Source organism: Clostridium sp. HBUAS56017, assembly GCF_007115085.1.
GTDB classification, from domain to species: Bacteria; Bacillota; Clostridia; order Clostridiales; family Clostridiaceae; genus Clostridium; species Clostridium cibarium.
Window position 1 is genome coordinate 19676 of sequence record NZ_SULK01000007.1, and the last position, 23893, is coordinate 43568.

22 protein-coding genes are annotated in these 23893 nt (G+C 28.9%); 18 read left to right on the forward strand and 4 right to left on the reverse strand.

Features of this window, described 5'->3' with window-relative positions; genetic code table 11:
• The 8 genes from FAY47_RS07950 to FAY47_RS20260 all read left to right on the forward strand — a co-directional run bounded on the left by FAY47_RS07950 (window position 1) and on the right by FAY47_RS20260 (window position 9172).
• Entirely contained in the window at window positions 1-1260 is a 1260-nt protein-coding gene (locus FAY47_RS07950) for a hypothetical protein (RefSeq protein ID WP_143316170.1), read from the forward strand.
• 9 nt (window positions 1261-1269) lie between these two features.
• Window positions 1270-2193, forward strand: coding sequence for a prepilin-type N-terminal cleavage/methylation domain-containing protein (locus FAY47_RS07955; RefSeq protein WP_185966765.1), 924 nt, complete (start codon window positions 1270-1272; stop codon window positions 2191-2193).
• Between the two features lie 11 nt (window positions 2194-2204).
• Window positions 2205-4370, forward strand: coding sequence for a hypothetical protein (locus tag FAY47_RS07960; RefSeq protein WP_143316172.1), 2166 nt, complete (start codon window positions 2205-2207; stop codon window positions 4368-4370).
• Window positions 4371-4383: 13 nt separating this feature from the next.
• A complete protein-coding gene (locus FAY47_RS07965) occupies window positions 4384-5403 on the forward strand; it encodes a prepilin-type N-terminal cleavage/methylation domain-containing protein (protein WP_143316173.1) in 1020 nt (339 codons plus the stop codon).
• A gap of 52 nt (window positions 5404-5455) precedes the next feature.
• The gene (locus tag FAY47_RS07970; RefSeq protein WP_143316174.1) at window positions 5456-7762 is read left to right on the forward strand and encodes a hypothetical protein; all 2307 of its coding nucleotides are present in this window, start codon (window positions 5456-5458) and stop codon (window positions 7760-7762) included.
• Window positions 7763-7918: 156 nt separating this feature from the next.
• Window positions 7919-8323: a DUF3785 family protein gene (locus FAY47_RS07975; RefSeq protein WP_143316175.1), complete on the forward strand. Its 405-nt coding sequence runs from the start codon at window positions 7919-7921 to the stop codon at window positions 8321-8323.
• A 14-nt stretch (window positions 8324-8337) separates the two neighbouring features.
• On the forward strand, window positions 8338-8976 hold the full coding sequence (locus FAY47_RS07980; RefSeq protein WP_143316176.1) for a peptidylprolyl isomerase: 639 nt from the start codon (window positions 8338-8340) through the stop codon (window positions 8974-8976).
• 58 nt (window positions 8977-9034) lie between these two features.
• Entirely contained in the window at window positions 9035-9172 is a 138-nt protein-coding gene (locus tag FAY47_RS20260) for a clostri-philic family protein (protein WP_185966766.1), read from the forward strand.
• 76 nt (window positions 9173-9248) lie between these two features.
• On the opposite strand, the gene ytaF is transcribed toward FAY47_RS20260, so the two are convergent.
• A complete protein-coding gene (gene ytaF, locus FAY47_RS07985) occupies window positions 9249-9872 on the reverse strand; it encodes a sporulation membrane protein YtaF (RefSeq protein WP_143316177.1) in 624 nt (207 codons plus the stop codon).
• A gap of 79 nt (window positions 9873-9951) precedes the next feature.
• Window positions 9952-10869, reverse strand: coding sequence for a hypothetical protein (locus tag FAY47_RS07990; protein WP_143316178.1), 918 nt, complete (start codon window positions 10867-10869; stop codon window positions 9952-9954).
• Between the two features lie 132 nt (window positions 10870-11001).
• On the opposite strand from FAY47_RS07990, the gene yidA reads away from it, so the two are divergent.
• Window positions 11002-11811, forward strand: a complete 810-nt coding sequence (gene yidA, locus FAY47_RS07995) for a sugar-phosphatase (RefSeq protein WP_143316179.1) — start codon at window positions 11002-11004, stop codon at window positions 11809-11811.
• Between the two features lie 153 nt (window positions 11812-11964).
• Here the strand turns inward: yidA and ade are convergent, their stop codons facing one another.
• A complete protein-coding gene (gene ade / locus FAY47_RS08000; RefSeq protein WP_143316180.1) occupies window positions 11965-13701 on the reverse strand; it encodes an adenine deaminase in 1737 nt (578 codons plus the stop codon).
• 237 nt (window positions 13702-13938) lie between these two features.
• Between ade and metA the strand changes: the two genes are divergently transcribed.
• The 5 genes from metA to FAY47_RS08025 all read left to right on the forward strand — a co-directional run bounded on the left by metA (window position 13939) and on the right by FAY47_RS08025 (window position 19554).
• Entirely contained in the window at window positions 13939-14862 is a 924-nt protein-coding gene (gene metA / locus FAY47_RS08005; protein ID WP_143316181.1) for a homoserine O-succinyltransferase, read from the forward strand.
• Between the two features lie 10 nt (window positions 14863-14872).
• On the forward strand, window positions 14873-15871 hold the full coding sequence (locus FAY47_RS08010; protein WP_143316182.1) for a tyrosine-protein phosphatase: 999 nt from the start codon (window positions 14873-14875) through the stop codon (window positions 15869-15871).
• Window positions 15872-15952: 81 nt separating this feature from the next.
• Window positions 15953-17305, forward strand: coding sequence for a sodium-dependent transporter (locus FAY47_RS08015; protein WP_143316183.1), 1353 nt, complete (start codon window positions 15953-15955; stop codon window positions 17303-17305).
• 121 nt (window positions 17306-17426) lie between these two features.
• Window positions 17427-18128, forward strand: a complete 702-nt coding sequence (locus FAY47_RS08020; RefSeq protein ID WP_143316184.1) for a response regulator transcription factor — start codon at window positions 17427-17429, stop codon at window positions 18126-18128.
• A gap of 1 nt (window position 18129) precedes the next feature.
• Complete coding sequence (locus tag FAY47_RS08025) at window positions 18130-19554, forward strand: HAMP domain-containing sensor histidine kinase (RefSeq protein ID WP_143316185.1); 1425 nt, start codon at window positions 18130-18132, stop codon at window positions 19552-19554.
• Between the two features lie 55 nt (window positions 19555-19609).
• Here FAY47_RS08025 and FAY47_RS08030 read toward each other — a convergent pair whose 3' ends face one another.
• Window positions 19610-20251, reverse strand: coding sequence for an undecaprenyl diphosphate synthase family protein (locus FAY47_RS08030; protein WP_143316186.1), 642 nt, complete (start codon window positions 20249-20251; stop codon window positions 19610-19612).
• A gap of 268 nt (window positions 20252-20519) precedes the next feature.
• Between FAY47_RS08030 and hemA the strand changes: the two genes are divergently transcribed.
• The 4 genes from hemA (at window position 20520) to FAY47_RS08050 (ending at window position 23888) form a co-directional block, all read left to right on the forward strand.
• The gene (gene hemA, locus FAY47_RS08035) at window positions 20520-21719 is read left to right on the forward strand and encodes a glutamyl-tRNA reductase (protein WP_143316187.1); all 1200 of its coding nucleotides are present in this window, start codon (window positions 20520-20522) and stop codon (window positions 21717-21719) included.
• Window positions 21677-22342 (forward strand): NAD(P)-dependent oxidoreductase, encoded by a 666-nt coding sequence (locus FAY47_RS08040; protein ID WP_185966767.1) that lies wholly within the window; start codon window positions 21677-21679, stop codon window positions 22340-22342. The genes hemA and FAY47_RS08040 overlap by 43 nt, the downstream gene beginning before the upstream one ends.
• Complete coding sequence (locus FAY47_RS08045) at window positions 22332-23006, forward strand: Crp/Fnr family transcriptional regulator (protein ID WP_143316189.1); 675 nt, start codon at window positions 22332-22334, stop codon at window positions 23004-23006. Before FAY47_RS08040 ends, FAY47_RS08045 begins: the two co-directional genes overlap by 11 nt.
• A 108-nt stretch (window positions 23007-23114) precedes the next feature.
• Window positions 23115-23888: a formate/nitrite transporter family protein gene (locus tag FAY47_RS08050; RefSeq protein WP_143316190.1), complete on the forward strand. Its 774-nt coding sequence runs from the start codon at window positions 23115-23117 to the stop codon at window positions 23886-23888.
• The last annotated feature ends 5 nt before the right edge of the window (window positions 23889-23893 follow it).

Genomic DNA, 23893 nt, shown 5'->3' on the forward strand with positions numbered 1-23893 from the left:
ATGAATATAAGTAAGAAAGAGAAATATCTATTGATAATAGTGGGGTTACTAGGTATAAGTGCCTTATATTATACCTTTGTATATTCAAAGCAAAGTCAAAAGTTATCCGATATGAAAAGTGAAAAAATAAAGCTTCAAGATAAGTATGATACTGAAATGAACGAAATTAAATCACTGGATAGTCGAAAGGATAATATGCAATCATTATATGATGAACTTAGTAGTAGAACAAAGGGATATTATCCAACAATAAGTCAAGAAAAATTAATAATTGAATTGGATAAATTACTTCAAGAGAGTGGACTTAAAGGAGATATAACATTTAATCGTGAAAAATCGGCTCCAATTGAAAAAATGAACGCACCTGATAAAGGAGAACTTAAGGATAGCTTAGAATTTTCTTCTGATTTTTACAATGGTAAAATGTCTTCGGAAGAAAAAGCTAGTTTGGAAGAAAAGGCTAAAAATGATGAGAAAAATGATAATTCATCTTCTACAGATTCAGAGAAGAAAGAAAGTACAAGTGCACTATCAAAGCAGATGAAGCTAAGCATAAAATTTACCGGAAGCTACGGAGCATTAAAAAATTTCTTGCTATTTTTAAAAGGGTATGACAAGAAAATAGTAGTTCCAACAATTAAAATTAATTTAAAATCTGAAACAGATTTATCAGGAGAGATGCAACTTGAATTCTATGGAATGTCACCGCTTAATGATTTAGCAGAGGAATATTTGAAATGGACAATAGTAAATGTATATGGAAAAGAAGCACCATTTAGTAAAGGCGCTGCAACAGGAGCTTATTCTTCTACATTGGAAGAGCAAAGTCAAAAGGAAAATAAAAATGATTTTGCTATGATATTGAGGTCACCAACTTCGGATTTACCAACATTGACCATGGGGAAATCAAATGATGAATCAAGATTGAGTTATCTATATTCTGATATTGATAGCCTTGAAGATGTAACAATTGAGCTTATAGAGAAGGATGAAAAATATTATTATAAGTATAAAACTTCTAAAGATAGTTATCCAAAAGATGATCCTTTAGGAAAAGAATTTATACCAAGTTCAGGTAACATATTAATAGATATTTTAAGTGAACAAAGGATGGGGACAAGTGATGTTTCAGGAGTAAAGTTAAAAATAGTAAACAATACGAGCAAAGAAGTAAATGTAACTGTAAGAAGTGATGATTCTAATAAACCAAGGGTAACTATAACTAGTGAAGGGAAGACAGTTAATGTTACTAAAAAGTAGGTGGTTAAGGTGAATTCTAAGAATAAGTGCAATAATGGCTTTACACTTATTGAGGTAATAATTAGTGTTGCTATTTTGGCAATGCTAATTATTCCTTTGGCTAACTCAATAATACAATCTGTAAAAATAGGTAAAACCAGTGAAAGAAAGCAAACGGCAGCTTTTGAGGGGCAAAAGATATTGGAAGAGTTTAAGAGTTATAAGAGTTTTACACTTAGTGGCAAAGAGCTGGAATTGCTAAATGGGTCTAAAATAAAGCAAGATAGTAAAAATAAAGGAGTATATAATGGGGATTTTACTTATACAAAGGGGAAGGATGATTATAAAGTAACAATAAATATGGAACAGGAAAAAGAATTGAAAAATAATGATGAAAGCAAAACACCGGTTTTTATAATTAATTTACCTAAAGCTGGTGAACTTAGTACAAAGCAAGATGGACAAGATGAAGTTTCTGATAGCTTTTCTAGCGATGCTAAAAATATTATGGCTGAAATATCAAATGGAAATCAAACAGATTATACTATGAGGTTTACCTATAAAGATAATAATGATATTGATAATTTGATAGATGAATTTACTAATATTAAAGATTTAGATTCTGAAAACATAATAATAAATGTGGGAAAAGACTATACAAAAGAACTTAATATTAATATAAAAAATAGCACAGTAGATAGTAGTGGAAAAAATTCTATAAAGTTAAATGTTATAACCAATATTGATGAAGCAGATGATGAAAAAGCGAGAGGTATTATTAATGTAGAATCTATTTTAGGAGATGTTGTTATTAGAAAAAATGGAAATACAACAAACTATGAGAAGATAGGTGATTTGTATAATATTAATGTTCAAGTCCAATTAAATGGTGAGATACTTTTTAATAGTTCTGTATCACAAAATATTGAAATTAAAAAAACGCTATCACACTAGGGGGGAGTATTATGAATAAATGTGTGAAGAAAAAAGGATCTAGTTTGATAGTTGTAATAGCAGTTACATCAATAATTTTTGTTTTAGCAATAGCTATGCTTGGAATGATGGTTACTGGATATAAAAGTAGGGTAGCTGAAAGTAAGAGATTACAAGACATGTATGAATCGGATTCGCGTCTTGATGTAGTTTATAACATAATTAGAAAAACTTCAGAAGCAACAATACTTAAGGCAGGAAAAGATGTTGAAACTGAAGAAGATGAAGATAAGCAAAATAAAGATTTTAAGAATAATTTCTACAATTACCTGCTTAGTGGGTTAGATCTTGTAGATACAAGCCAAACATATCTTAAACAATGTATTTTAGATTTTAAGTATCCAGAGTATAAGGTAGGAGGAAAAATTGATTTTATATATCTAGATAATAAGTATAAAGATGCGGATATTAAAATAACTGAATTTAATCATGTAGAAAGTGAAAAAAAGATTTGTATTACTGTGCAATCTACATTTGAAACTAAGGGGGAGAAAAATAAGAATAGCAAGACAATTGAAACAAAGTTTGTGATAAACTCTCCAGACTATAAGAGGATAGATGTAAGTAAAGGGACTGATATTGAAATGAGCCCAGTATATGATGGGAAAATTATTACTGCTGATGGAGATATGACTGATGAAAGTAATAAGATTAAGGCAAAGGGGAATATATGGGTAAAAGGTATAGGAACAGGGAAAATGAATAATTATTCTGTTGATAAATATAATGGTGGAATTAAGCTAAATGGGGTTGGTTCAGATGTAATAGATGAAAAAGATTTCCCTACGTTGATTGGAGATATTTATACTGCAAGAACTGTAAATATAGGTGGAAGTAAAACGAGTGCAAAAATAAGTGGAAACATTTATTCTTCAAATACTTATTTAGGAGGAAGTGGATCAGCAAGTGATCTATTAACAATTAGCGGGGATTTGATAACAAACAATGACTTGACTTTAGATTCAGCTGGAAGTAATGCAGTAATGAAAAACTATTACGGCATAAATGATAAAACTGTTGATTATAGTAAGGAGCCTGATCTTGCAGCACGAGAGTCTAGTTGTATTATAGTTAATAATACAGATGCAAAGTTAACTGTAAGTGAGGATGCTTGTATTATGGGAGTAGCATATATTGATACTAAGGAGAAATATCAAACAGGAGAATCTGTTGCAATTAAAGGAAATTATGTTGCATATACAGATCCAGGTACAAGCGATAAAGTTATTTTAAAATATTATGATCCTCTTCAATTGATTGAATTTAAAGTAAATGCAACTCTTCAAGATAAAGTTAATCACTTTGTCAATTTTTTCGATGTGAGAAATAGTAATAGAAGTAATAATATTGAAAAGGCAAAGGGGATAACTTTTAATAAGATATATTCTGCTGGAGCATATGTTGATAATAATGGAGCTCATGGAAATGCAACTTTGGAAGAGCAGGCAGAAAATGAAGTAAAGGGATATAGTAGAAGTATAGATAGTAAGAAAGATGAGTTTACAATAAATGTATTAGCTATGGGTTCTACATTTGGACTAACACCTACGGATAGTAATAACTTAGTTGGTAATATATATAATCAAGGAAAGGTTGTAAGAACAGTTGGAGATCATAGTGATAATGAAAATGAAAAAGAGGATATTGGAAACAATGCTGTTCAACAAATTGATTTTGGAAAAATTAAAGAAAAAAAATTTCAAATTGACGAATTAGATGATTTTTATGGAAAAGTAATTTTGAGAGGAAAAGGTGAAAAAGTAAAGATTACTCCAGGGAAAATTATAATAGATGATAATGAAAGTATTGATCTTAATGAAGAGGATATGAGAGCTCTTATAGTGACTAATGGTGATGTTCAAATAGATTCCAGCGACGGAGAGATAAATTTTACTGGAAATATAATAACTTCAGGCAATGTATATATTGAAGGAAGTAATATTATTAATTTAGTTTACGATAAAGATGTGACAAATCATATATATGCCATAAATAAAAAATATTTAGATGAAATATTTATAAATAGAATAACAGATCCAAAGGTTCATGTGAATTTTAAAGATGATATAGCAGGAAGTTTAATTGATTATGATGAAAATGGATATTTAAAGAAAGGGATATGGAAAATTATAAAGTAATGGGGTGAAATAAGTGAAAAAAAAATCTAGGGGAGTTACTTTAATTGAATTAATAATCGTTATATCCCTTACACTTGTTATATTTGGAGCAGCACTTACTTTTTGGATCATTAACAATAGAAGTCTTACAAAGGCAGATTTACAAAACACATTACAAACAGAAGGCAAGGATATTGAGGAGAAGTTACTTAAAGTAGGAACTGAATCAAAGGAAATAACAAGTATAGTTAAGTTTCCTGAGGATAAGGAGGTTATTAACGAAAAGTTAGGTTCAATATCGTTAGATAGTGATGATAAGTTTAAGATTAAAAATATAGTTTTCAATTCATCTGAAAATATAAGTGAAATTTTATTAGATGGTAGGACTTTAAAAATCATAAGCTCTTCTGGAGAAAAAGTGCTTTCAAAAAATGTTGAGGAACTAAAAGTTAAACCATTAAATTTAAATCAAATAGAAAATAAAAACAACAAAATGGTAAGAGAATTAAATGGCTTTGAGATTTCTATGATATTAATATTAAAAAAAGGATCAGTTACAGTAAATAATCCTGTTAGTGTAGTAGTAAAACTTAGAAATAAGGATGAATTTGTAACAGAGGCGGAGAATGAAGGAAAAGAATTGAGTGATAGATTATATAGAAGTATATATAGATCACAAGGATTTAAGGAGATAATTGGTTTATCAGGTAGTGAAGATATAAAAGATAAATTACTTAGTGACCTAACATTAGGGGACAAGGATGAACTACAAGTTACTAATGTAGTATTAAAGCAATATGATGGTTATAATATAACAATTTCAAAAAGTGATAAAAAATTAGAAATTATTAATGGCAATGGAGATAAAAGTACTATATCAAATAATGTAAAGGAATTTAAGATTATACCAATAGGCATAGAGAAAAAAGATAGAAAAACTACAAGATTTAGTGATTTGCCAGGATTTCAAATTTCTGTGATGTTAAGTTTTGACCAAGGTCCTAATAATAAAACATATCCTGTAAATATAATTGTTAAATTTTCATCACCTTAAATAATATCTTCAATTAATGAAGTACATTTAAGCTAATAGATGGGGGAGAGAAATGGAAAGAAAAAATAGGGTGGGTTTAGTTACCTTAAGTGTTTTTATATTTACCATGTTTATATCAGCAATTGGATACTATGTTTTTGCTAAAGAGGGAAGCGGAGATATAAGGGAACCTTTATTTGACGTAGTGGCATCAGAAAAAGGAAATTATAGTCCAGGTAAAGAAATCCCAGTAAAGTGTAAAATTGATATATCTTCTTTTAAAACCGATGAAGAGGAAGTGAGTTTTAGTGATATGGAGTTCTTTTTAAGTAATAAGAACGTAGTATCAGATAGAAATGTAAATTTAGATAACTTAGCGCCAGGTACTATAATTTATTTAGAAGGTAAAAGTGAAAAGATAAATGACTATACTCAGAAAATTATAGATGGATATTTTAAGAAAACTACCATCGAATTTTGTTTGTACTTTCAAGTAAATAAGCTTCCTAAAGATGCTGATGGAAAGGAGTTAAATGTAATTATTGATGATAGTTTATTGAAAAATTCTTTTATTACTTGTAATAATCGGAAGATATATTTTAAAGAACTAAGTCAGACAAGCAGTATAAACGTTAATGTAGCAGGAGAATCTTCAAATAATGTTATACCCGCTATATCAGCCACATGTAAAAATGCAAAACCTAATCCAAGTATTCTAAATGAAAAAGTTAATGTAACTTATGAAATAAATGCAGAAAATTTTAGTTATCCAAATATAATTGATGGGGGCACAGATACAATAATTTTGGTTGATAATTCAAATTCTAATAGCGGCGGCGAAAATCAATCTGTAATTAAAAATGAGTTGTGGAATAAATTGTCGGGTCAAAATAATCTTAGAATAGGAAAAGATAAATTTGGAATAGTATCTTTTTCTGACAGTGTTGTAGGTTATAAAACTGTTCCGGATAACTTGCGTAATGAGGATAAGATTCCAGGAAGACAGGATGATGAAGTAGAAAAGGAATTAGCTTCTTATTTGACAGATTATTATACTCAATATAATGATAGAACTTTGAAGGGATGCAGTGGTATGTTTTCAGACCCAGAGTGTAATGGATTAACCTGGAACGGCGGGAATGGAAAAAAGATAGTAGAAGGATTTAAAAAAGTAAAAGAAATATTCGATGAAAAGGATAGAAGAGATTTAGCAAAAGGGTTAAAGCCAACTATTAAAAATGTAGTTTTAATAGTATCAGGAAACCTTAATTACCCTGAAGATAAGACTAAACCTTATCAAATAACAGAAGAGCAAGTTAAAGAAATAAGAGGCTATAATTACAATGTTTATACACTTCAAATGAACCCAAGAGAAACTTCCAAGGATGATTTAAGTGTGGAGAGATTTCATAAAAGTATAGGGGGATTAGAAGGTGATTTTTATAGAAATGAAAAGTATATAAATGAATCGCATAATTTTTTAATGGATTTTGTTGCTAAAAGCATTGTTAAAGGAAAGCCGAAAGCATATGAGTTTAAAAACTTTACCTTAACGTTTGATTTAGGAGACAGCTTTGGTAAAACATCAGGAAAGCCTATATCAGATAGGATTATAGAAAAAAATATGGATAACATTAAGTTAGTTTCTGTACGAGATGAGAATGATGTATATAAGCCATATTGGTATGTGAAAAATGATAAAGGAGAGTATGTATTACTTGAAGATGGTGCAAGCAAAGAAAAACTTCAAGTTAATTTTGATGTTTATCCCAAAGAAATTGGAGATGATTTAAATTTTAAGAAAAACGGAAGTTATGTTCATTATAATGATGTTCAAGGTAATCCGGTAAAACATTTAATAAGTGATCCACATATAAGAGTTATAGATCCAGCAACACCAAGATATCATGGACTAGATAATGGTACAAGTGGAGATAGTATAATTATTAAGAGCGATGATACTAATATAGCTAGTGGAACAAATGCAACAATATTAACCTATGCAAATGTTTATGCAAAAGATGTTAAGTTAGAATTGATTTTAGATTCCAAATTGAATTTTATTGGACAAGATGCTAATTTGTATATATATAGGAAGGGAGAATATATAGATAAATTAACTGTACCTTGTATTGATGAAGTACAATCAGATGGTAAGTCAATTAAGAAGTTAATTATAAATAACATGCCAGATAGTTGGCAGCGTGGAGATATTGTATTATTAAAGTATATGGTTAGAGTTCCTAAAGATTCTGAGGAAGGCGATAAATATATTAATACTGCAATATATTCAAGAGTAGTTGAAGGTCTGGAAGAAAAAACATTTAAGGGCAATCAATTGTTTACTATAATAAGTGCAGAACCACCAAATTTATTTTAATGTAATTTATGACACACTTCGCTTTAGGATATGCTAATAAGGAATCGTATTCTAAGTGAGGTGTTTATTTTAGAAAATAAGTAGATATAAATTGCAACAAAGTTGAAAAATTTGGTATAATATAAAGTATAACTAAAGGAAAAAGGAGAAATTTTCATGAGATTTTTAGCTGATAGCAAAGAATATTCTTTAGATAAGGAACATTTTGGTGATTTCTTAAATGATGAAGAAAATCCTATTAAGGATATTGATGAAGACTATATATTAGAGATATTAAAAGGAAAGAAATTGGATTTTGAAAAAGCTTACTATAATTATTCTTGTGTAAATTGTAAATCAGAAAAACAAGGAAAAAGCAAAGCATATGAGTTTTATGAATATCACTTTTATCTTTATACAAAAGATGGCGTTGTAGTTTCTAATAGCTTTCAAACAGAAGAAGGAGAGAGTTATGCAAGATTAGAAAAGGTAGGAAAGGTCAATAATAGTTATATAGTAAGCATAATTATTTGTGCCGAATGTGGCTATTTTGAAATAGAAATAGAAGAATTTGAAGTATAAGGAGATGTAGTATCATGGGGGGAAAGTTTTTTAAACTTACATTAGCAACAATTCTTGCAAGTTGCATGTTTTTAGTAGGTTGTGGAACTAGTAGTAACAAATCAGAAAGTAGTGGAAAAGATAGTACAGAAAATAAATTACCTGTAGCAACTATAACTATCAAAGATTATGGTAAGGTTAAGGCGGAATTATATCCAGAGTATGCACCAAATACAGTTAATAATTTTATTTATCTTGCCAATAGTAATTTTTATAATGGATTGACATTTCATAGAGTTATTAAGGATTTTATGATTCAAGGTGGAGATCCTAAGGGAAATGGAAGTGGAGGACCTGATTATACAATTAAGGGCGAGTTTCCAAACAATGGATTTAAGCAAAATACGTTAAAACATACAGAAGGTGTGTTATCCATGGCTAGAAGTAGTCAAAAAGATAGTGCTGGAAGTCAATTTTTTATTATGACTAAAGAAGCTAGCCATTTAGATGGCGATTATGCTGCATTTGGAAAGGTTATAGAAGGTATGGATGTAGTACATAAAGTTGAATCTGTTCAAACAGGAAACAACGATAAACCTGTAAAAGAGGTAGTGATTGAATCAATTAAGGTTGATACCAATGGAGTAGATTATAAAGATCCAGAAAAGATGTAGTTGTACACTCATAAATATTATTATTAAGAGCCATAATATTTATGAGGAGGGATAGTGTATGACTAAAAGTAAACAGCCTAACAATGGAATGCAAAAAGGCGTGAGAAGACAAAAGCTACATAGGGATCAAGATAATGTTGGGGATGAGAAGAATCCTCCACAATATGAAAACCATAATGGGGAACCTATTTATTAGATTATTTTGAACTTAATAAGAACTAAAAAACTGTCTAAATACAAGACAGTTTTTTTAGTTAAGTGTAAAATATGACTTAGAAAAGTTTATTTATGGCAAGAATCATAAGTATTACTCCAGAGAGCCAAGAAAGGTTAATATTAGATTTTTCTAGTAGTTTTTTACCAATAAAAACTCCAAGTAGTACGATAATAATACCGATTATAAAGCAAAGAATAATTGTTCTAATATATCCCCCGCCAGCTAAACTGCTTCCAAAACCTACAGCCAAGCTATCAAAAGAAAGGGCAGATGCTAAATATAATGATTCTTTAGCAGTTAAGATCTTTGATTTATCAAAATCTGCCTTAGTTTCATCTGCATATACTTGTAATACAAAATTAATATCAAATATTTTGAATTTAAGAGGCTTGTCTAAGGCATTTTTTTGCTGGATATAATTTTTAAATAAACCTTCAAATAATCTATATATACCTAAAATCATCAGTATGGAGAAACTTAATAGGGTCGGTAAGCTTCCAGGCAAAAAATCTTTAATAAAACCCCCAGCAAAAATGGATACACCAAGAAATAATGAGCCAATACTACTGATAATTATAGATGAGAGAATTGGTATTTCTATTTTATTTGTACCATAGGCAATACTAGCAACAAATGCATCTATACATACTGATAATACTAGTAAAAGTGATTCAATCATAACTCATACCTCGACAAAGTTCTAGTTAATAATATAGTATGAGTCATAAATAGTTTAGTTACAAAATAAACTCCCTAATTTAGTTAGGAAGTTCATTTTGTGCTGTATAAGTTTCTATATTATTTTGTTTTATCCATTCACTCCAAGTTGTTTTTAAATTATCATGATTATCTCTATTATATTGGTAAAAGTTTTTTAGAAACTCTATTTTAGAGTCATTTTTAGGAAGGGTAATATCTCCTAAAACTTCTTGTCTCTCTATAATATTATTCAATTCAGTGTTATTTGAATTTTTCATAATATCATACATAATCATAAACATGGTAGTTCTTTCATCTCCCAGCTTACAATGAAAATGGAGCCAAGTATCTTTTTTTAGAGTACTTGTATATTTTACAAATCTATCTACCATTTCATCAGTAGGTCTTTCTCCTTCCTTAACTGGAATTCTAAAATACTTTAAGTTATTTGGTCTAATTAATTTTTCTTCATTTTCTACCAAAGTAGGGGTTAGAGAATGTTTTCCATCACTAAGAGATATTGATTCTCCAAATGTAACATTAGATAAAAGTTGATTTTCTTTTTGGTTTATATCATTTAAGCATAAGCCTTCATTACAGATTGTATCATAATAACTTACAGCATTGCCATTAATGAAGCCGTGAGATTCTTGCCTTAGATCTATAATTACGACAGGTGGTGGCGTATTTAAATTTTCTTTAAGTCTTAATAATGAAAGTGATGTAAATTGAGCACTTCCAGATATATTTAAAGTATCAAGACCAATAAGTTCTAGATTTTTATCTTTTAACTTGCTTAAGTCAGAAGTTTTTCTAAAATTAAGAGGGAGAGTATCCTTATTTTCAAAATCTAAGGAAAGACTTGGGGTAGATTCAGATTTTGTATAAGAAGCACTTTTAGGTTTGTCTAAATTTAAAAATAATATTAAAAAAAATGATAGTATAAAGGCAAAAAATAGTTTAAATTTGTGTTTCATAAAAAGATCACTCCTAAAATATATCTTACGTTATAGTATGTGGAAGTGTGTAAATAAATATGTAAAATATAAGTTTCTTTTATGTTATAATTATTAACATAGATTAAGAATAAAAAACGGAGGATGAGTTTTATGTACAAAATCATTGCATTAGATATGGATGGAACATTATTAAATGATGAAAAGGTAATAACAGATAAAACAAAAAATGCTCTAATAGAAGCAAGAAAAAAGGGAGTTAAGGTAGTTTTAGCTTCTGGAAGACCAGTAGATGGATTAAAGAGGTATTTAAATGAATTAGAATTAGTTGAAGACAATGAATTTGTACTTAGTTATAATGGATGTTTAGTACAAAAGACAAAGGGAGAAGAAATAATCTGTGAGGTAGGACTTACAGGAAAAGATCTTCATTATGCATATGAATTAAGCAGACAATTAGGTGTAAATATACATGCATTCTCGCCTACCAGAGGACTAATAACTCCTAAAGTAAGTAAGTATACAGAAGTTGAAGCAAATATTAATGATATAGATATAAGAGTATGTGATTTTAACACTATTGAAGAAGATGAGCATATAGTTAAAATAATGTTTATAGATGAACCTGAAATTTTAGATAAGGCCATTGCATCATTACCAAGTGAAATATATGAAAGATATAATGTAGTTAAGAGTACACCATATTTTTTAGAAATAATAAATAAAGAATCAGGAAAAGGTGTTGGATTAAAAGCATTGGCAGACTATTTAGATATTCCTAGTAAAGAAATAATAGCAGTAGGGGATGCAGGAAATGATTTAGATATGATAGAGTTTGCTGGTCTTGGTGTAGCTATGGGAAATGCAACGGAAAAGATTAAAGAAATTGCTGATTATATAACTGGGAAGAATACTGAAGATGGAGTTTTAGAAGTAGTCGAGAAGTTTATATTAAATGATTAATAAAAAGTTTATGCTTGTTAAATAGTAATTAAAATGACTATCACTATGAGGAGTGATAGTCATTTTTGGTAAAATATTAGAAGTTCTCAGATAATAACATCTGTATAGCTAAGAAGAAACAGAACAATGTTAGTAGAGCTTTGTATTAATAAATTATTCTGCAACAGGTATAAATTCAAAATTTAAAACGTTAAAAAGTCCTTTATCAGTAATTTTGATATCTGGAATTACTGGTAATGATAAAAATGATAGTGTCAAGAAAGGATTAAAATCTATATTTGGGGATACTTCTTTTAGTGATATATAAAGTGAAGTTAGATCATCTAGTAGTTCATTAAAAGGACGAGCAGTTATTAATCCCGCTATTTCTAATTGAACGGATGAGAGCACTTTACCATTACTTACAATTACTATTCCGCCACCGATATCCTTAAGATTTTTTGATGCCATAAGCATGTCACTATCATTTGTTCCACAAACGATTAAGTTATGGGAATCATGAGCTATGGTAGTAGCAATTGCCCCTTTTTTGAGGTTAAGACCTTTTAATACACCAATACCTATATTGCCAGTATTATTATGTCTTTCAATGACAGCTACTTTTAAATAATCTTGTTTTGTAGATGATACAAATTCAGATCCCATTTCTAATTCAGATATTTTAATTTTTAGATGGTTACTTTCTAGTTTGTTCTTATTTATTTCTATAATATTTAAAAAGTTTTTATTTTCTATATCAATTTTAAATGATGATTCGCTTAATTTCGGTAGTTTTATTGTGTTTTTAAAATTAGTTAAATCTATTTTTGAAGTTTCTTTATAAACAATTGTATTATTGGAAACTACAAGTTTACCATCCTTATAAACTTCACTAATTTTAAAGCTATTTAAGTCATCTAAAATAATAAAATCAGCTTTATATCCAGGGGCAATTGCACCCTTGTTTCTAAGTCCATAACATTCACAAGGGTTAATGGTTGCCATTTGAATGGCAGTAGAAGGATTAAGACCAAATTCTATGGCTAACCTAATTGAGGAATCTATAGTTCCTGTTGCAATTAAATCATCTATATGCTTATCATCAGTACAGAAGCAAAGTCTCCTACTATTTTTAATAGATGCTATGGAAATTAACTCCTTTAAATTTTTAGCAACTGTACCTTCTCTAAGGAATATATACATTCCTCTTCTGAGTTTTTCAATAGCTTCATTAGCATTAGAACATTCATGATCAGTTCTAATATTTGCAGTACAATAAGCATTTATGTTATCTATGGTAAGTCCCGCTCCATGACCGTCAATTATTTTATTTCTTTTAATAGAAGATAAAAGTTTTGCAATCATATCATCTTTACAATTTGTTACTGATGCACAATCCATCACCTCACCTAATCCTAGAACTTTTTTATTGTTATATAGAGGTATTAAATCTTCATTATTAAGGATAGCTCCAGAATTTTCAAATGGTGTTGAAGGTACACAGGAAGGAAGCATAAAGTAAAAATCAAAAGGAATGTTTTTACTAAGATCCATTAAAAGCTTAATACCTTCTATTCCAAGGACGTTTCCGATTTCATGAGGGTCAGCAATAAGAGATGTTACTCCATGGAGTAAAGCTATTTTGCTATATTCATTAGGAGTAGTTAGAGAGGATTCTATATGAGCATGAGCATCAACAAGTCCTGGACAAATATATTTATTAGTACCATCTATTGTATTTTTACCAGTATAATTACCAATACCAACTATATATTCATTTTTTATTGCCACATCACTTATGAATAGATCTTGTCCAAATGTATCTACAATAGAAATATTTTTTATTATTAAATCACAAGGAATTTCCTTTGAAGCTCCTTTAATTTGTTCAGTAAAGTTAATTTTTTTCATATTTTACCACCTCTATGTTATCTTATATTGTGTGAAATTTAGTTTGATCGAAATTAATTATATTGAATCTATGATACAACTTTATGAAAAATAATCAAGCTTTTTTTATTATTTCTTAATAATGATATGATAAATTAGATGAATATGATAAAATCCATAGAATAATTAAAGAAAAATTTTTTGTTAACATTTATCATATTTTATGCTTTAATATTAAAGATAAAGGGGGCGATTAATATGCCAATAAAAATACCATCAGAATTACCGGCATATAAAGTATTAAGTAATGAAAATATTTTTGTTATGAATAACGAAAGGGCTAATACTCAAGATATAAGACCACTTAAGATAGCTGTATTAAACTTAATGCCAAAAAAAATACAAGCTGAAAATCAAATATTAAGATATTTATCTAATACACCTCTTCAGGTGGAAATAAAGCTAGTACAAACTAAGAGTTATACTTCTCAGAATACACCAATAGAGCATTTAGATAAATTTTATAGTTATTTTAATGAGATAAGAGATGAAAAGTTTGACGGGTTAATTATTACCGGGGCACCAGTTGAACGATTAGAATTTGAGGAAGTAGCTTATTGGGATGAATTAAAGGAAATTATGGAATGGAGCAGGAGCAATGTATTCTCAACATTACATATTTGTTGGGCTTCACAAGCAGGGCTCTATTATCATTATGGCATTCCAAAATATTTATTAGATGAAAAGAAATTTGGAGTATTTTCACATAGAGTTAATGACGAAAAAGCAGAATTAACTAGGGGACTTAGTGATATTTTTTATGCTCCGCATTCAAGACATACAGAAGTAAGAAGAGAAGATATTGAGAAAGTTGAAGAACTTCAAATACTTTCTGAATCTGATGAAGCTGGTGTATTTATAGTTGCAACTAGAGATAATAGAAAAATATTTATAACTGGACATCTAGAATATGACAGAAATACATTAATGGATGAATATTATAGAGATAAGGAGAAAGGTATGGAAATTAATATTCCTAAAAATTATTTTCCAGACGATAATCCTGATTTAGTTCCATCTATGAGATGGAGAGGAAGTGCACATATAGTTTTTGCTAATTGGCTAAATTATTGTGTATATCAAAATACACCTTTCAATATTTCAGATATAAAAAATAGCTAAGGGGGAGCTAATGAAGTATTTCAAATCAATCCGCATTTTGAGACTTACGGAAAAAGAACTTAAAATAACTTGGGAAGATGAAAATGTTAACAATGTTAGTATCTTTGCTTTAGTAGGGAATACTGAAATTTTCTTAACAAAGGTAAATGGTGTTAATGAAGTAAAGATTACAGATCCTGATGTGGAAAGAAGAAATCTTTTTATATTAAGAGCAGAAGGGTACCATCATGAAGTAGTTGGAGAAATCCTATTACCATTTGAGGGAATACATCATTTTAGAGATATAGGAGGATATAAAAGTGAAGATGGTAGGAGAGTAAAATGGAATACATTTTATAGATCAGATAAATTGTCTTCACTAACTGCCTCAGATATAAGGTATATTAAAAATTTAAATATAAAGACTATATTAGATTTTAGGTCTTTACGAGAAGTAAGGGAGAGCCCTGATATAGCCATTAAGGGAATAGAATATATAAATTTATCAGCAATGTCGGTTATGGATAAAATTGAAGATGATTTTGACATGATGTCTATATTTTCAAATGATATTGCAAGTGAAGAGATAGAGAAAATTTTAGTTAAGGGATATAGTTCCATGTGTTTTAATAATCCTGCATTTAGAGAACTAGTCTATTGCTTGGAAAATGAAAAAAGATTGCCGATTGTGTTTCATTGTTCAGCAGGCAAGGATAGAACTGGTTTTGCTGCTGCACTAATTCTTTCTATATTAGGAGTTCCTGAAGAAACTATTATGGATGATTATTTAAAAACTAATTTTTATAGAAAAGAAATAAATAAAAAAATAATTTCTAAGATTCAGGAAAGAATAATTAATAAAGATAGAATTAAGCTTTTAAAATATATGTTAGAAGTAAAAAGAGAGTTATTAGAAGCTTCATTCGAAAGTATAAGAAATAGATATGGTAATATAGATAATTATCTTGAAAAAGAATATGGGCTTACAAGAAAGAAGCGAAAGGAATTAAAAAATAGGCTATTGTATTAATAATTGCAAGATTCTATATCTAGTAAGCAAGATTTATATTACTTAAATAAACTAAAGAAAAAGGATAATGGAGTGGATTTTATGGAAAAGCAGAGAGAAAGATTTTCTTCAAGTTTAACGGCATTTCTTGCAACATTAAGTTCAGCTGTAGGTCTCGGGAATATATGGATGTTTCCTTATATGGTAGGTGAAAATGGTGGCGCAGCATTTATTATAGTTTATTTATGTTGTGTGTTTTTTATAGGATTACCTACTTTAATAAGTGAATTTTCCATAGGAAGAGGAACTAGAAAAAATCTTTTAGGAGCAACAAAAATTGTAACAGAAAATAGAGTTTTTAGAAGTGTAGGAATTATAGGAATTATAGCTTCATATTCCATATTGTTCTTTTATACAGTTGTTGGTGGTTGGGTATATTCATATGTATTTAAATCTATAATAGGCACTTTTAGAGGAATAACAGCAGAAGGTACAGCTGAAATCTTTAGAGCAACAACATTAAGTATGGTAGAGCCTATAGCATGGCAATTAGCAATAGTTATAGTTGCTTCTATTATACTGGCTTTTGGTGTAAAGAGTGGTATAGAAAAGATAACTAAAGTAGCAATGCCATTACTTGTTATACTTCTTATAATATGTGCAGGTAGAAGTTTGACTCTTAGTGGAGCTATAGATGGAATTGTATTTTTGTTAAAACCTGATTTTTCTAAAATTTCATTTGAGGTAGTTTTAACGGCTTTAGGGTTAGCGTTTTTAAAGTTATCCATAGGAACTGGTTCAATGACTACATATAGTAGTTATTTTACAAGCGATAACAGCCTTATCGGAACAGGAACAAAGTTAGCATTTGCAGATACAGGGGTGTCGTTGCTTGCAGGACTTGCAATATTTCCAGCAGTATTTTCCTTTGGATTAGAACCTACAGGTGGACCAGGATTATTATTTAATACACTACCATTAATTTTTGAAAAGGTCCCAGGCGGGGAAGTATTATTAGTTATATTTTTCATGCTTACAGCGATGGCAGCAACTATGGCTACTATTTCAATAATAGAGGTTTTAATAGCTACATTTATAGAAGAATTTAAGTTTACAAGAAGAAAAGCCATAATAATAAACTTATTTATAATAATGTTTATAGGATCTTTGACGGCACTATCAGTAGGTGAAGGTGCTCTTTTAGCAGAGTTTAAAATATTTAATTATAACTTATTTGATTTATTTGATGTACTTACCAGCAAAGTGTTACTACCACTAAATGGATTGTTGTTTGTGATTTTATGTGGACACTTTGTAAAAAAAGAGTATATGAAAAAAGAATTAACTAATGACGGTCTTTTAAATAATAAGGCGTTGGCGGATTCAGTGTATTTTAATATAAAATACATTACTCCTGTGCTAATTATTATAGTTTTTATAAAAACTTTTATTTAAAAGTGGTGTTAAATATTGTATAATTAAGAAAAGTCCATAATTGGACTTTTTTTAGTTAACTAATTTATGAGTTATAAATAAATTAGTAAAAAGTGATATTTCCACTTATGAGGAGGTTTTTATGAAGGGAAAAATTTTAATTTGTGATGATGAAAAGGGTATATTGGAAATATTGGAGTTATATTTATCAAAGGAAGGCTATGATTTAGTTAAAGCAGTCAATGGAGAAGAAGCTATAAAAAGAGTAAAAGAAAATAGAGATTTAGATCTTGCAATTTTAGATATAATGATGCCTAAGATTGATGGATATAGGGTAGTGAAAGAAATAAGGGCTTTATATAATATTCCTATTATAATGTTATCAGCTAAAAATCAAGATTCAGATAAGATATTAGGATTAGATTTAGGTGCAGATGATTATATAACAAAGCCATTTAATCCATTAGAAGTGGTTGCTAGAGTTAATGCACAAATAAGAAGAAAGTATAACTTAAGTTCTAATGAAGAAAATAGGACAACCATTGTTATTGGTGACGTGTCTTTAGATTCTTATAATGTAAGAGTTATTGTACGTGGAGAAGAAATAGAGTTAACATCAATTGAATATGGAATATTAAAATTTCTTATGGAGAATGCAGGAAGAATACTTACAAAGAATCAAATATTCGAGACTGTGTGGAATGAAGAGTTTTTGAGTGGTGATAATACTATTATGGTTCATATTAGTAGATTAAGAGATAAGATAGAAGAGGATTCGAGAAACCCTGTATATTTAAAGACTGTAAGAGGATTAGGATATAAATTTGAAAAGAAGGTAAGGTAGTATGGGAAGAAAAAAAAATGAGCAACTTATGGTTGCTTTATTCAAATACTATATAACCTTTGTAATAATACTTGCTTGCATTTTTGTAGGCAGCTATTTTGTATTAGGGGTAAAGCTTTCTAATTACATAGAGGAAGGAAAGAATGTGCCCATATATAGTCTTATGAATGATGATTATTATGATTATAAAAATATAGATACTTCAGCTCTGAAAAGTATAGGAGGATATTTAGAAGTACTTGATAGTAATAAAAATGTAATCTATACAGATGGTAAGGCTAATAATGTTAAGAAAAGTTATACCGATAAGGAATTTGAAGATACTATTAGCATGGGAAATAAGGAATCTGAGTTTAATGTTATATGTAAGACTATAAATAAAAGTGAAGAAGAACATTATATAGCATTAATAATGATTCCTAGAGATAAGTTGACATTAACCTTGCATTTAAATAGTATGCCATATAGAGTTGGTAAACCATTGTACAAGGTGTATTTTAAGGTTATTGGAGCAGCTACTACTTTATTTTTAATAAGTATACTTATATATAGTATTTGGACTGCAAAGAAGATAAAGAGACCTCTTATGAAAATAGATGAGGCATTAGGAAAAGTTATTGAAGGTGAATATGAAGAAAAACTTGTTATTAAAGGGCAAAAGGAATTTATAGTTATAAGTGATACTATTAATTTCCTTATAGATAAATTAAAAAATAGTAAAGAAGAAAATGCTAGATTAGAGCAAAGTAAAACGAGAATGCTTATAGATTTATCACATGATATAAAGACACCAATTACTACCATTAGAGGTTTTTCAGCAGCACTTTATGAAGGACTTATTGAAGATGAAGAAAAAAAGGAAAGATATTATAAGACTATATATAATAAAGCAGAGCATGTCGGAGAACTAGTGGATGATTTATTTGAATATGTAAAAATGGATAGCACACAATATGTATTAAAACTAGAAAGTGTTGATATTTGTGAATTTACAAGACAAGTTTTAGTTAACTTCTATGATGAATTGGAAGAGAAAAACTTTGATCTTATAGTAAGGATTCCTGATGAAGCTATTAATTTTTCTATAGATGCAAGGTTATTTAGAAGAGTAATAAGTAACTTAATAGAAAATGCTATAAAATATAATCCTGAAGGAACAAAACTTAGAATAGAGATAAAGAATTTTAAAAGGTATTTGCTTTTAGAGGTTGCTGATAGTGGAGTAGGAATATCAGATGCTATTCGTGACAAGGTATTTGATGTATTCGTACGAGGTGATGAAAGTAGAAGCAGTGATGGAGGCTCAGGATTAGGATTAGCTATTGCAAAGAAAATAGTAGAAAATCATGGTGGAGAAATTGATTTATATACAGATAGAAAAGATGAAAGTACAGTTTTTTCAATAAAAATGTTTAGAAATACTTAATATAAGATTAGGATCTGGAGAATTTTGTTATTGTTCTCCAGATTTTTTTGTAGTATTAGCCACCTAGAGTAATATCTTGCGTATTATACCAGTTAAGAGCTTCGTCCAAGTCTTCAGGTCTATAATCAGGCCAAAAGTTATCGATAACGTAGAAGTCTGAATATACTGATTGAACGGGAAGAAAACCACTTAGTCTTCGTCTACCTCCCCATCGTATAATTAGGTCAATTCTTGAAATATCGTTTGATCGTATATTATTAACTATGTTCTTTTTTGTTTTATCAGAATTTTTTAATAAGTTTAAATCCCATTCCCAACCGTAATTAACTAAAAAATTAACTTTTGTACCTCCATGGCCAAAGGTTTTTCTATTTGTAAATGGTAGAAGTTCTTTAGGAAATGAAGGGGAATTGGTATTGCCTATAACTAATAGTTCAGAGTTCTCTTTTGAGAGAATTTTAACCGACTTTATACAAGCGTTGATAAATGCTTCCTTTTGAACAGCAGGTCTTTTAGTATTATCTACGGTAAAGCCGTAGAATGTAATTTCTTTAATTCCGTACTTTTCGCATTGTTTAAAAAGTAATAATCCAGGATTAATTCCAAGGGCATATCCTTTATCTTTAGTCAATCCGTTACTTAAAGCCCAGCGTCTATTTCCATCAGGGATTATACCAATATGATTAGGAATTCTCATATTTTTCACTCCTTTAATAATAACTTAGATATAGTATTAGCTTTAAATAAATTATTATCCATTATAGTTAAATAAAGTTTAACTTAGTAGGGGAATATGTAATATATCAATAAAATTCTTGGAATATAGTACTTCAAGAGGTAAAATAAAGATATACATAAAAGAGGGGAGAAAAATTTATACAAGATGTTTTAAAATAGTGGAGATTCCACTATTTTTTCTAGTATAATAAAATCAGTTTACATAAGCATAGATTTGGAGAGGTAGTATGATTGGATTAATAGCTATTAAAAGAGATGTTCAAATAAATATAAGAGAAAAGTTAACTATAAAAGAAAGCAAAAAAGAAGATATTATAAATGAATTATTAAAAAAAGTTGAGGAAGTTGTTATAGTAAGTACTTGCAATAGAACAGAAATTTATTTGAATCATTCTTTAGATAAAGATAAAGTAATAAAAGAAATATTCAAAATAAGTGATTGGGATACTGAACTTTTATCATATATATTTTACAGAGAAGGAAGAGATGTTTATAAACATTTATTTGAAGTTGCTTGTGGATATCATTCAAAAATTATGGGAGAAGATCAAATACTTGGTCAAGTTAAAGAAGCTCATAATTATTCTGCAAAATTAAAGGGAGCGGGTGGCGAACTAGGTAGGTTATTTCAAGAGGCAGTTACTTGCGGAAAGAAATTTAGAAAAGAAGCTAATCTTTTTGAAATACCGGTATCAGCTGTCTCAATTGCAGTAAATAGCTTAATAAAAAGAGAATGCAAAAAGGTAATGGTTATTGGTTATGGAGAGATCGGAAAATTAACTATAAAATATTTACTAAGCCATAAGATTAAAGATATATATTTGGTGCTAAGAGATTCTAAAAAAGCAGAAGAGTTAAATGGTGTTAATATACTTAATTTTAAAGAAAAAAGTAAATATATTAATGATATGGATGCAGTAGTTTCTTGTACATCCGCGCCACATGTGGTTATAAGTAGAAATAATATTGATGAAAAAGGTAAGGATATAATTATATATGATATGGCAGTTCCAAGAGATGTGGATGAAGATTTAATAAATATAGATAGGGTAAAAGTATTTAATATAGATGAAATAAGTAAAATTGAAGATGACAATAGAAGTTTAAGAGTCCAGAGAATGAATTCCTATAGATATATAATTGAGAAATATATTAAAGAATATGATGAGTGGATTAAGCTTAGAAAGCTATCACCAACAATAAGAAATTTAAAAGATAATGGTAAAAAGATAAGTGAAAAGAGGATATTAACTTTTGAGCATAAAAGTAAAAGCCAGGAAGATTTAGCACTTGCAAAAATGCTTATAAATAGTACTTCAGATTCATATGTAAATAGAGCAATAGAGGTATTGAAGGAGGAATGGCTAAAGGATGGTGGAGAAGAATGTTTGAGAATCATAAGGAAGATCTTTCTGGAGGAGAAATAAGTTTTTCGATGCTTTCTCTTTTATCAAGTAAATTAAGGGTAGGTATAATAGGGGCAGGTAAAGGTGGATATATAAAAGCCAAACATTTATTAGAAAGAGGTTGCTATGTAGAGGTTCTTTCAATTGATTACGAGAAGAAATTTGAAGAGTTGTTAAAGTATAATTTAAAGATAATAAGAGGAGAATATAATAAAAGTTTTATTTTAGATAAACATTTAATAATTATTGTTATAGATAATGATGAGGATATAAGAAGAATTGAGCACGATTGTAATAGTTTGTATAAAATATATATAAATTCAAAATCATTTACTGAAGGGATGGGGGCTATTCCAGTTCAGAAAGATATGAAGAATTTTATCTTAGGTATTAGTTCAAAAGGAGGGAATCCAAAAGGTTCATTAATGATGGGTGAAAAAGCGGAAAATTATTTAAAAAAGTATGATGATTTTATTGGATATACAACTTCTATTAGAAATAAAGCTAAAAAATTTCCTAATCTAAAAAAAAGTATTACGAATTTTATGGCTTCTGAAGATTTCTTTTTCTTTTTCGAAAAAGGCAAAGAGAATGTGGTGCTAAAATTATTTTATGAGGATGATATGATATTATATGAAAGATGAATTAAGAGAAATAGAAATATTTAAGAATTTAAAGGATGAAACAATAGAAAGTTTATGTGAAATATGTAACGTAAGAGAAATAAAAAAAGGTGAGCAACTTTTCTATGATAAATATAAGGTTAATACAATTTTTATATTATTAAGTGGGAAGGCAGTACTTTATAAAATAAGTGAAAAAGCACAAAAGAAAATTATTTTTATATTAGGAAAAGGAAGTATATTAAACGACGTTATTTTAGATGATTTACCAGCTTCAATTAATTGTGAGGTCTTTGAAGATGCAGAAGTACTATGTTTTCAAAAGGATAGCTTTATTAGAGTGATGGAAAAAGATTTTAGCCTCACAAAGGAAGTTGTTAATTCTTTAGCTAAAAAGGTCAGAAGGTTATATAGGCAACTTAAAAATTCTACCCCTATAAAGGTAGAAAAACGGGTAGCAGCTAAGCTTTGGAAGCTAGCAAAAGACTATGGAATTAATAAAGAGAGTGGAACAGAAATTAACCTAAAAATATCCATAACATATTTAGCGGATATGTTTGGAACGCAAAGAGAAACCATATCTAGAGCTTTAAAGGTCCTACAAGATAAAGAGCTCATAGTAATTAAAAATAAAAAATTTGTAGTAAAAGATTTAGATGATTTAGCTAAGTTTTTTAAAAAATAATTCTAACAAACTCTGTGATTATTCTCACAGAGTTTTTTTTATATTGTTATTATAATAACAATATAAAATTGTGATTATAATAACAAAGTAAAGGAAGGAGTGAATTTAATGTTTGGAGATGAAATTAAAAAAGTATCAGAATCAGCAAAAGCAAAGATAGGTCTTTTACGTAATAATATAGTTGGTTATTTTATAAGTTCAATGCTTGCTGGAATTTATGTTGGAATTGGAATTATGCTTATATTTACAATTGGAGGATTACTTAGTAGTGGTGGATCGCCATTAACAAAAATTCTTATGGGGGTGTCCTTTGGTGTAGCATTAAGCTTAGTTATAATGGCAGGAGCAGAATTATTCACAGGTAATAATTTTGTTATGGCAGTTGGGTTTTTAAAGAAGACGGTTACTTTAGGAGATAGTATAAAGGTTTGGATAGTTAGTTTTATTGGAAACTTATTTGGATCAATATTAACTGGGTATATGTTTTATTTAGCAGGTCTTTCAAATGGACCAGTAGGAGAGTTTATTGCAAAAACTACAGAAACTAAAATGCATTTAGGAGGATCTCAGTTATTTTTTAGAGGAATACTTTGTAATCTTTTAGTGTGTTTAGCAACTTGGTGTTCTTTTAAATGTAAAGAAGAATCTTCAAAGTTAATTATGATTTTTTGGTGTCTTTTTGCATTTATAACAACAGGATTTGAACATAGTGTTGCCAATATGACACTTATGACAATAGGTCTGCTTTCTCCATTTTCTGCATCAGTGTCAGTATATGGATATGGATACAATCTTCTATTTGTAACTTTAGGAAACATGGTAGGAGGAATAGTATTTTTAGCAATACCTTATTACATAATTTCAAGAAATAAGAATAAATAAGAGGT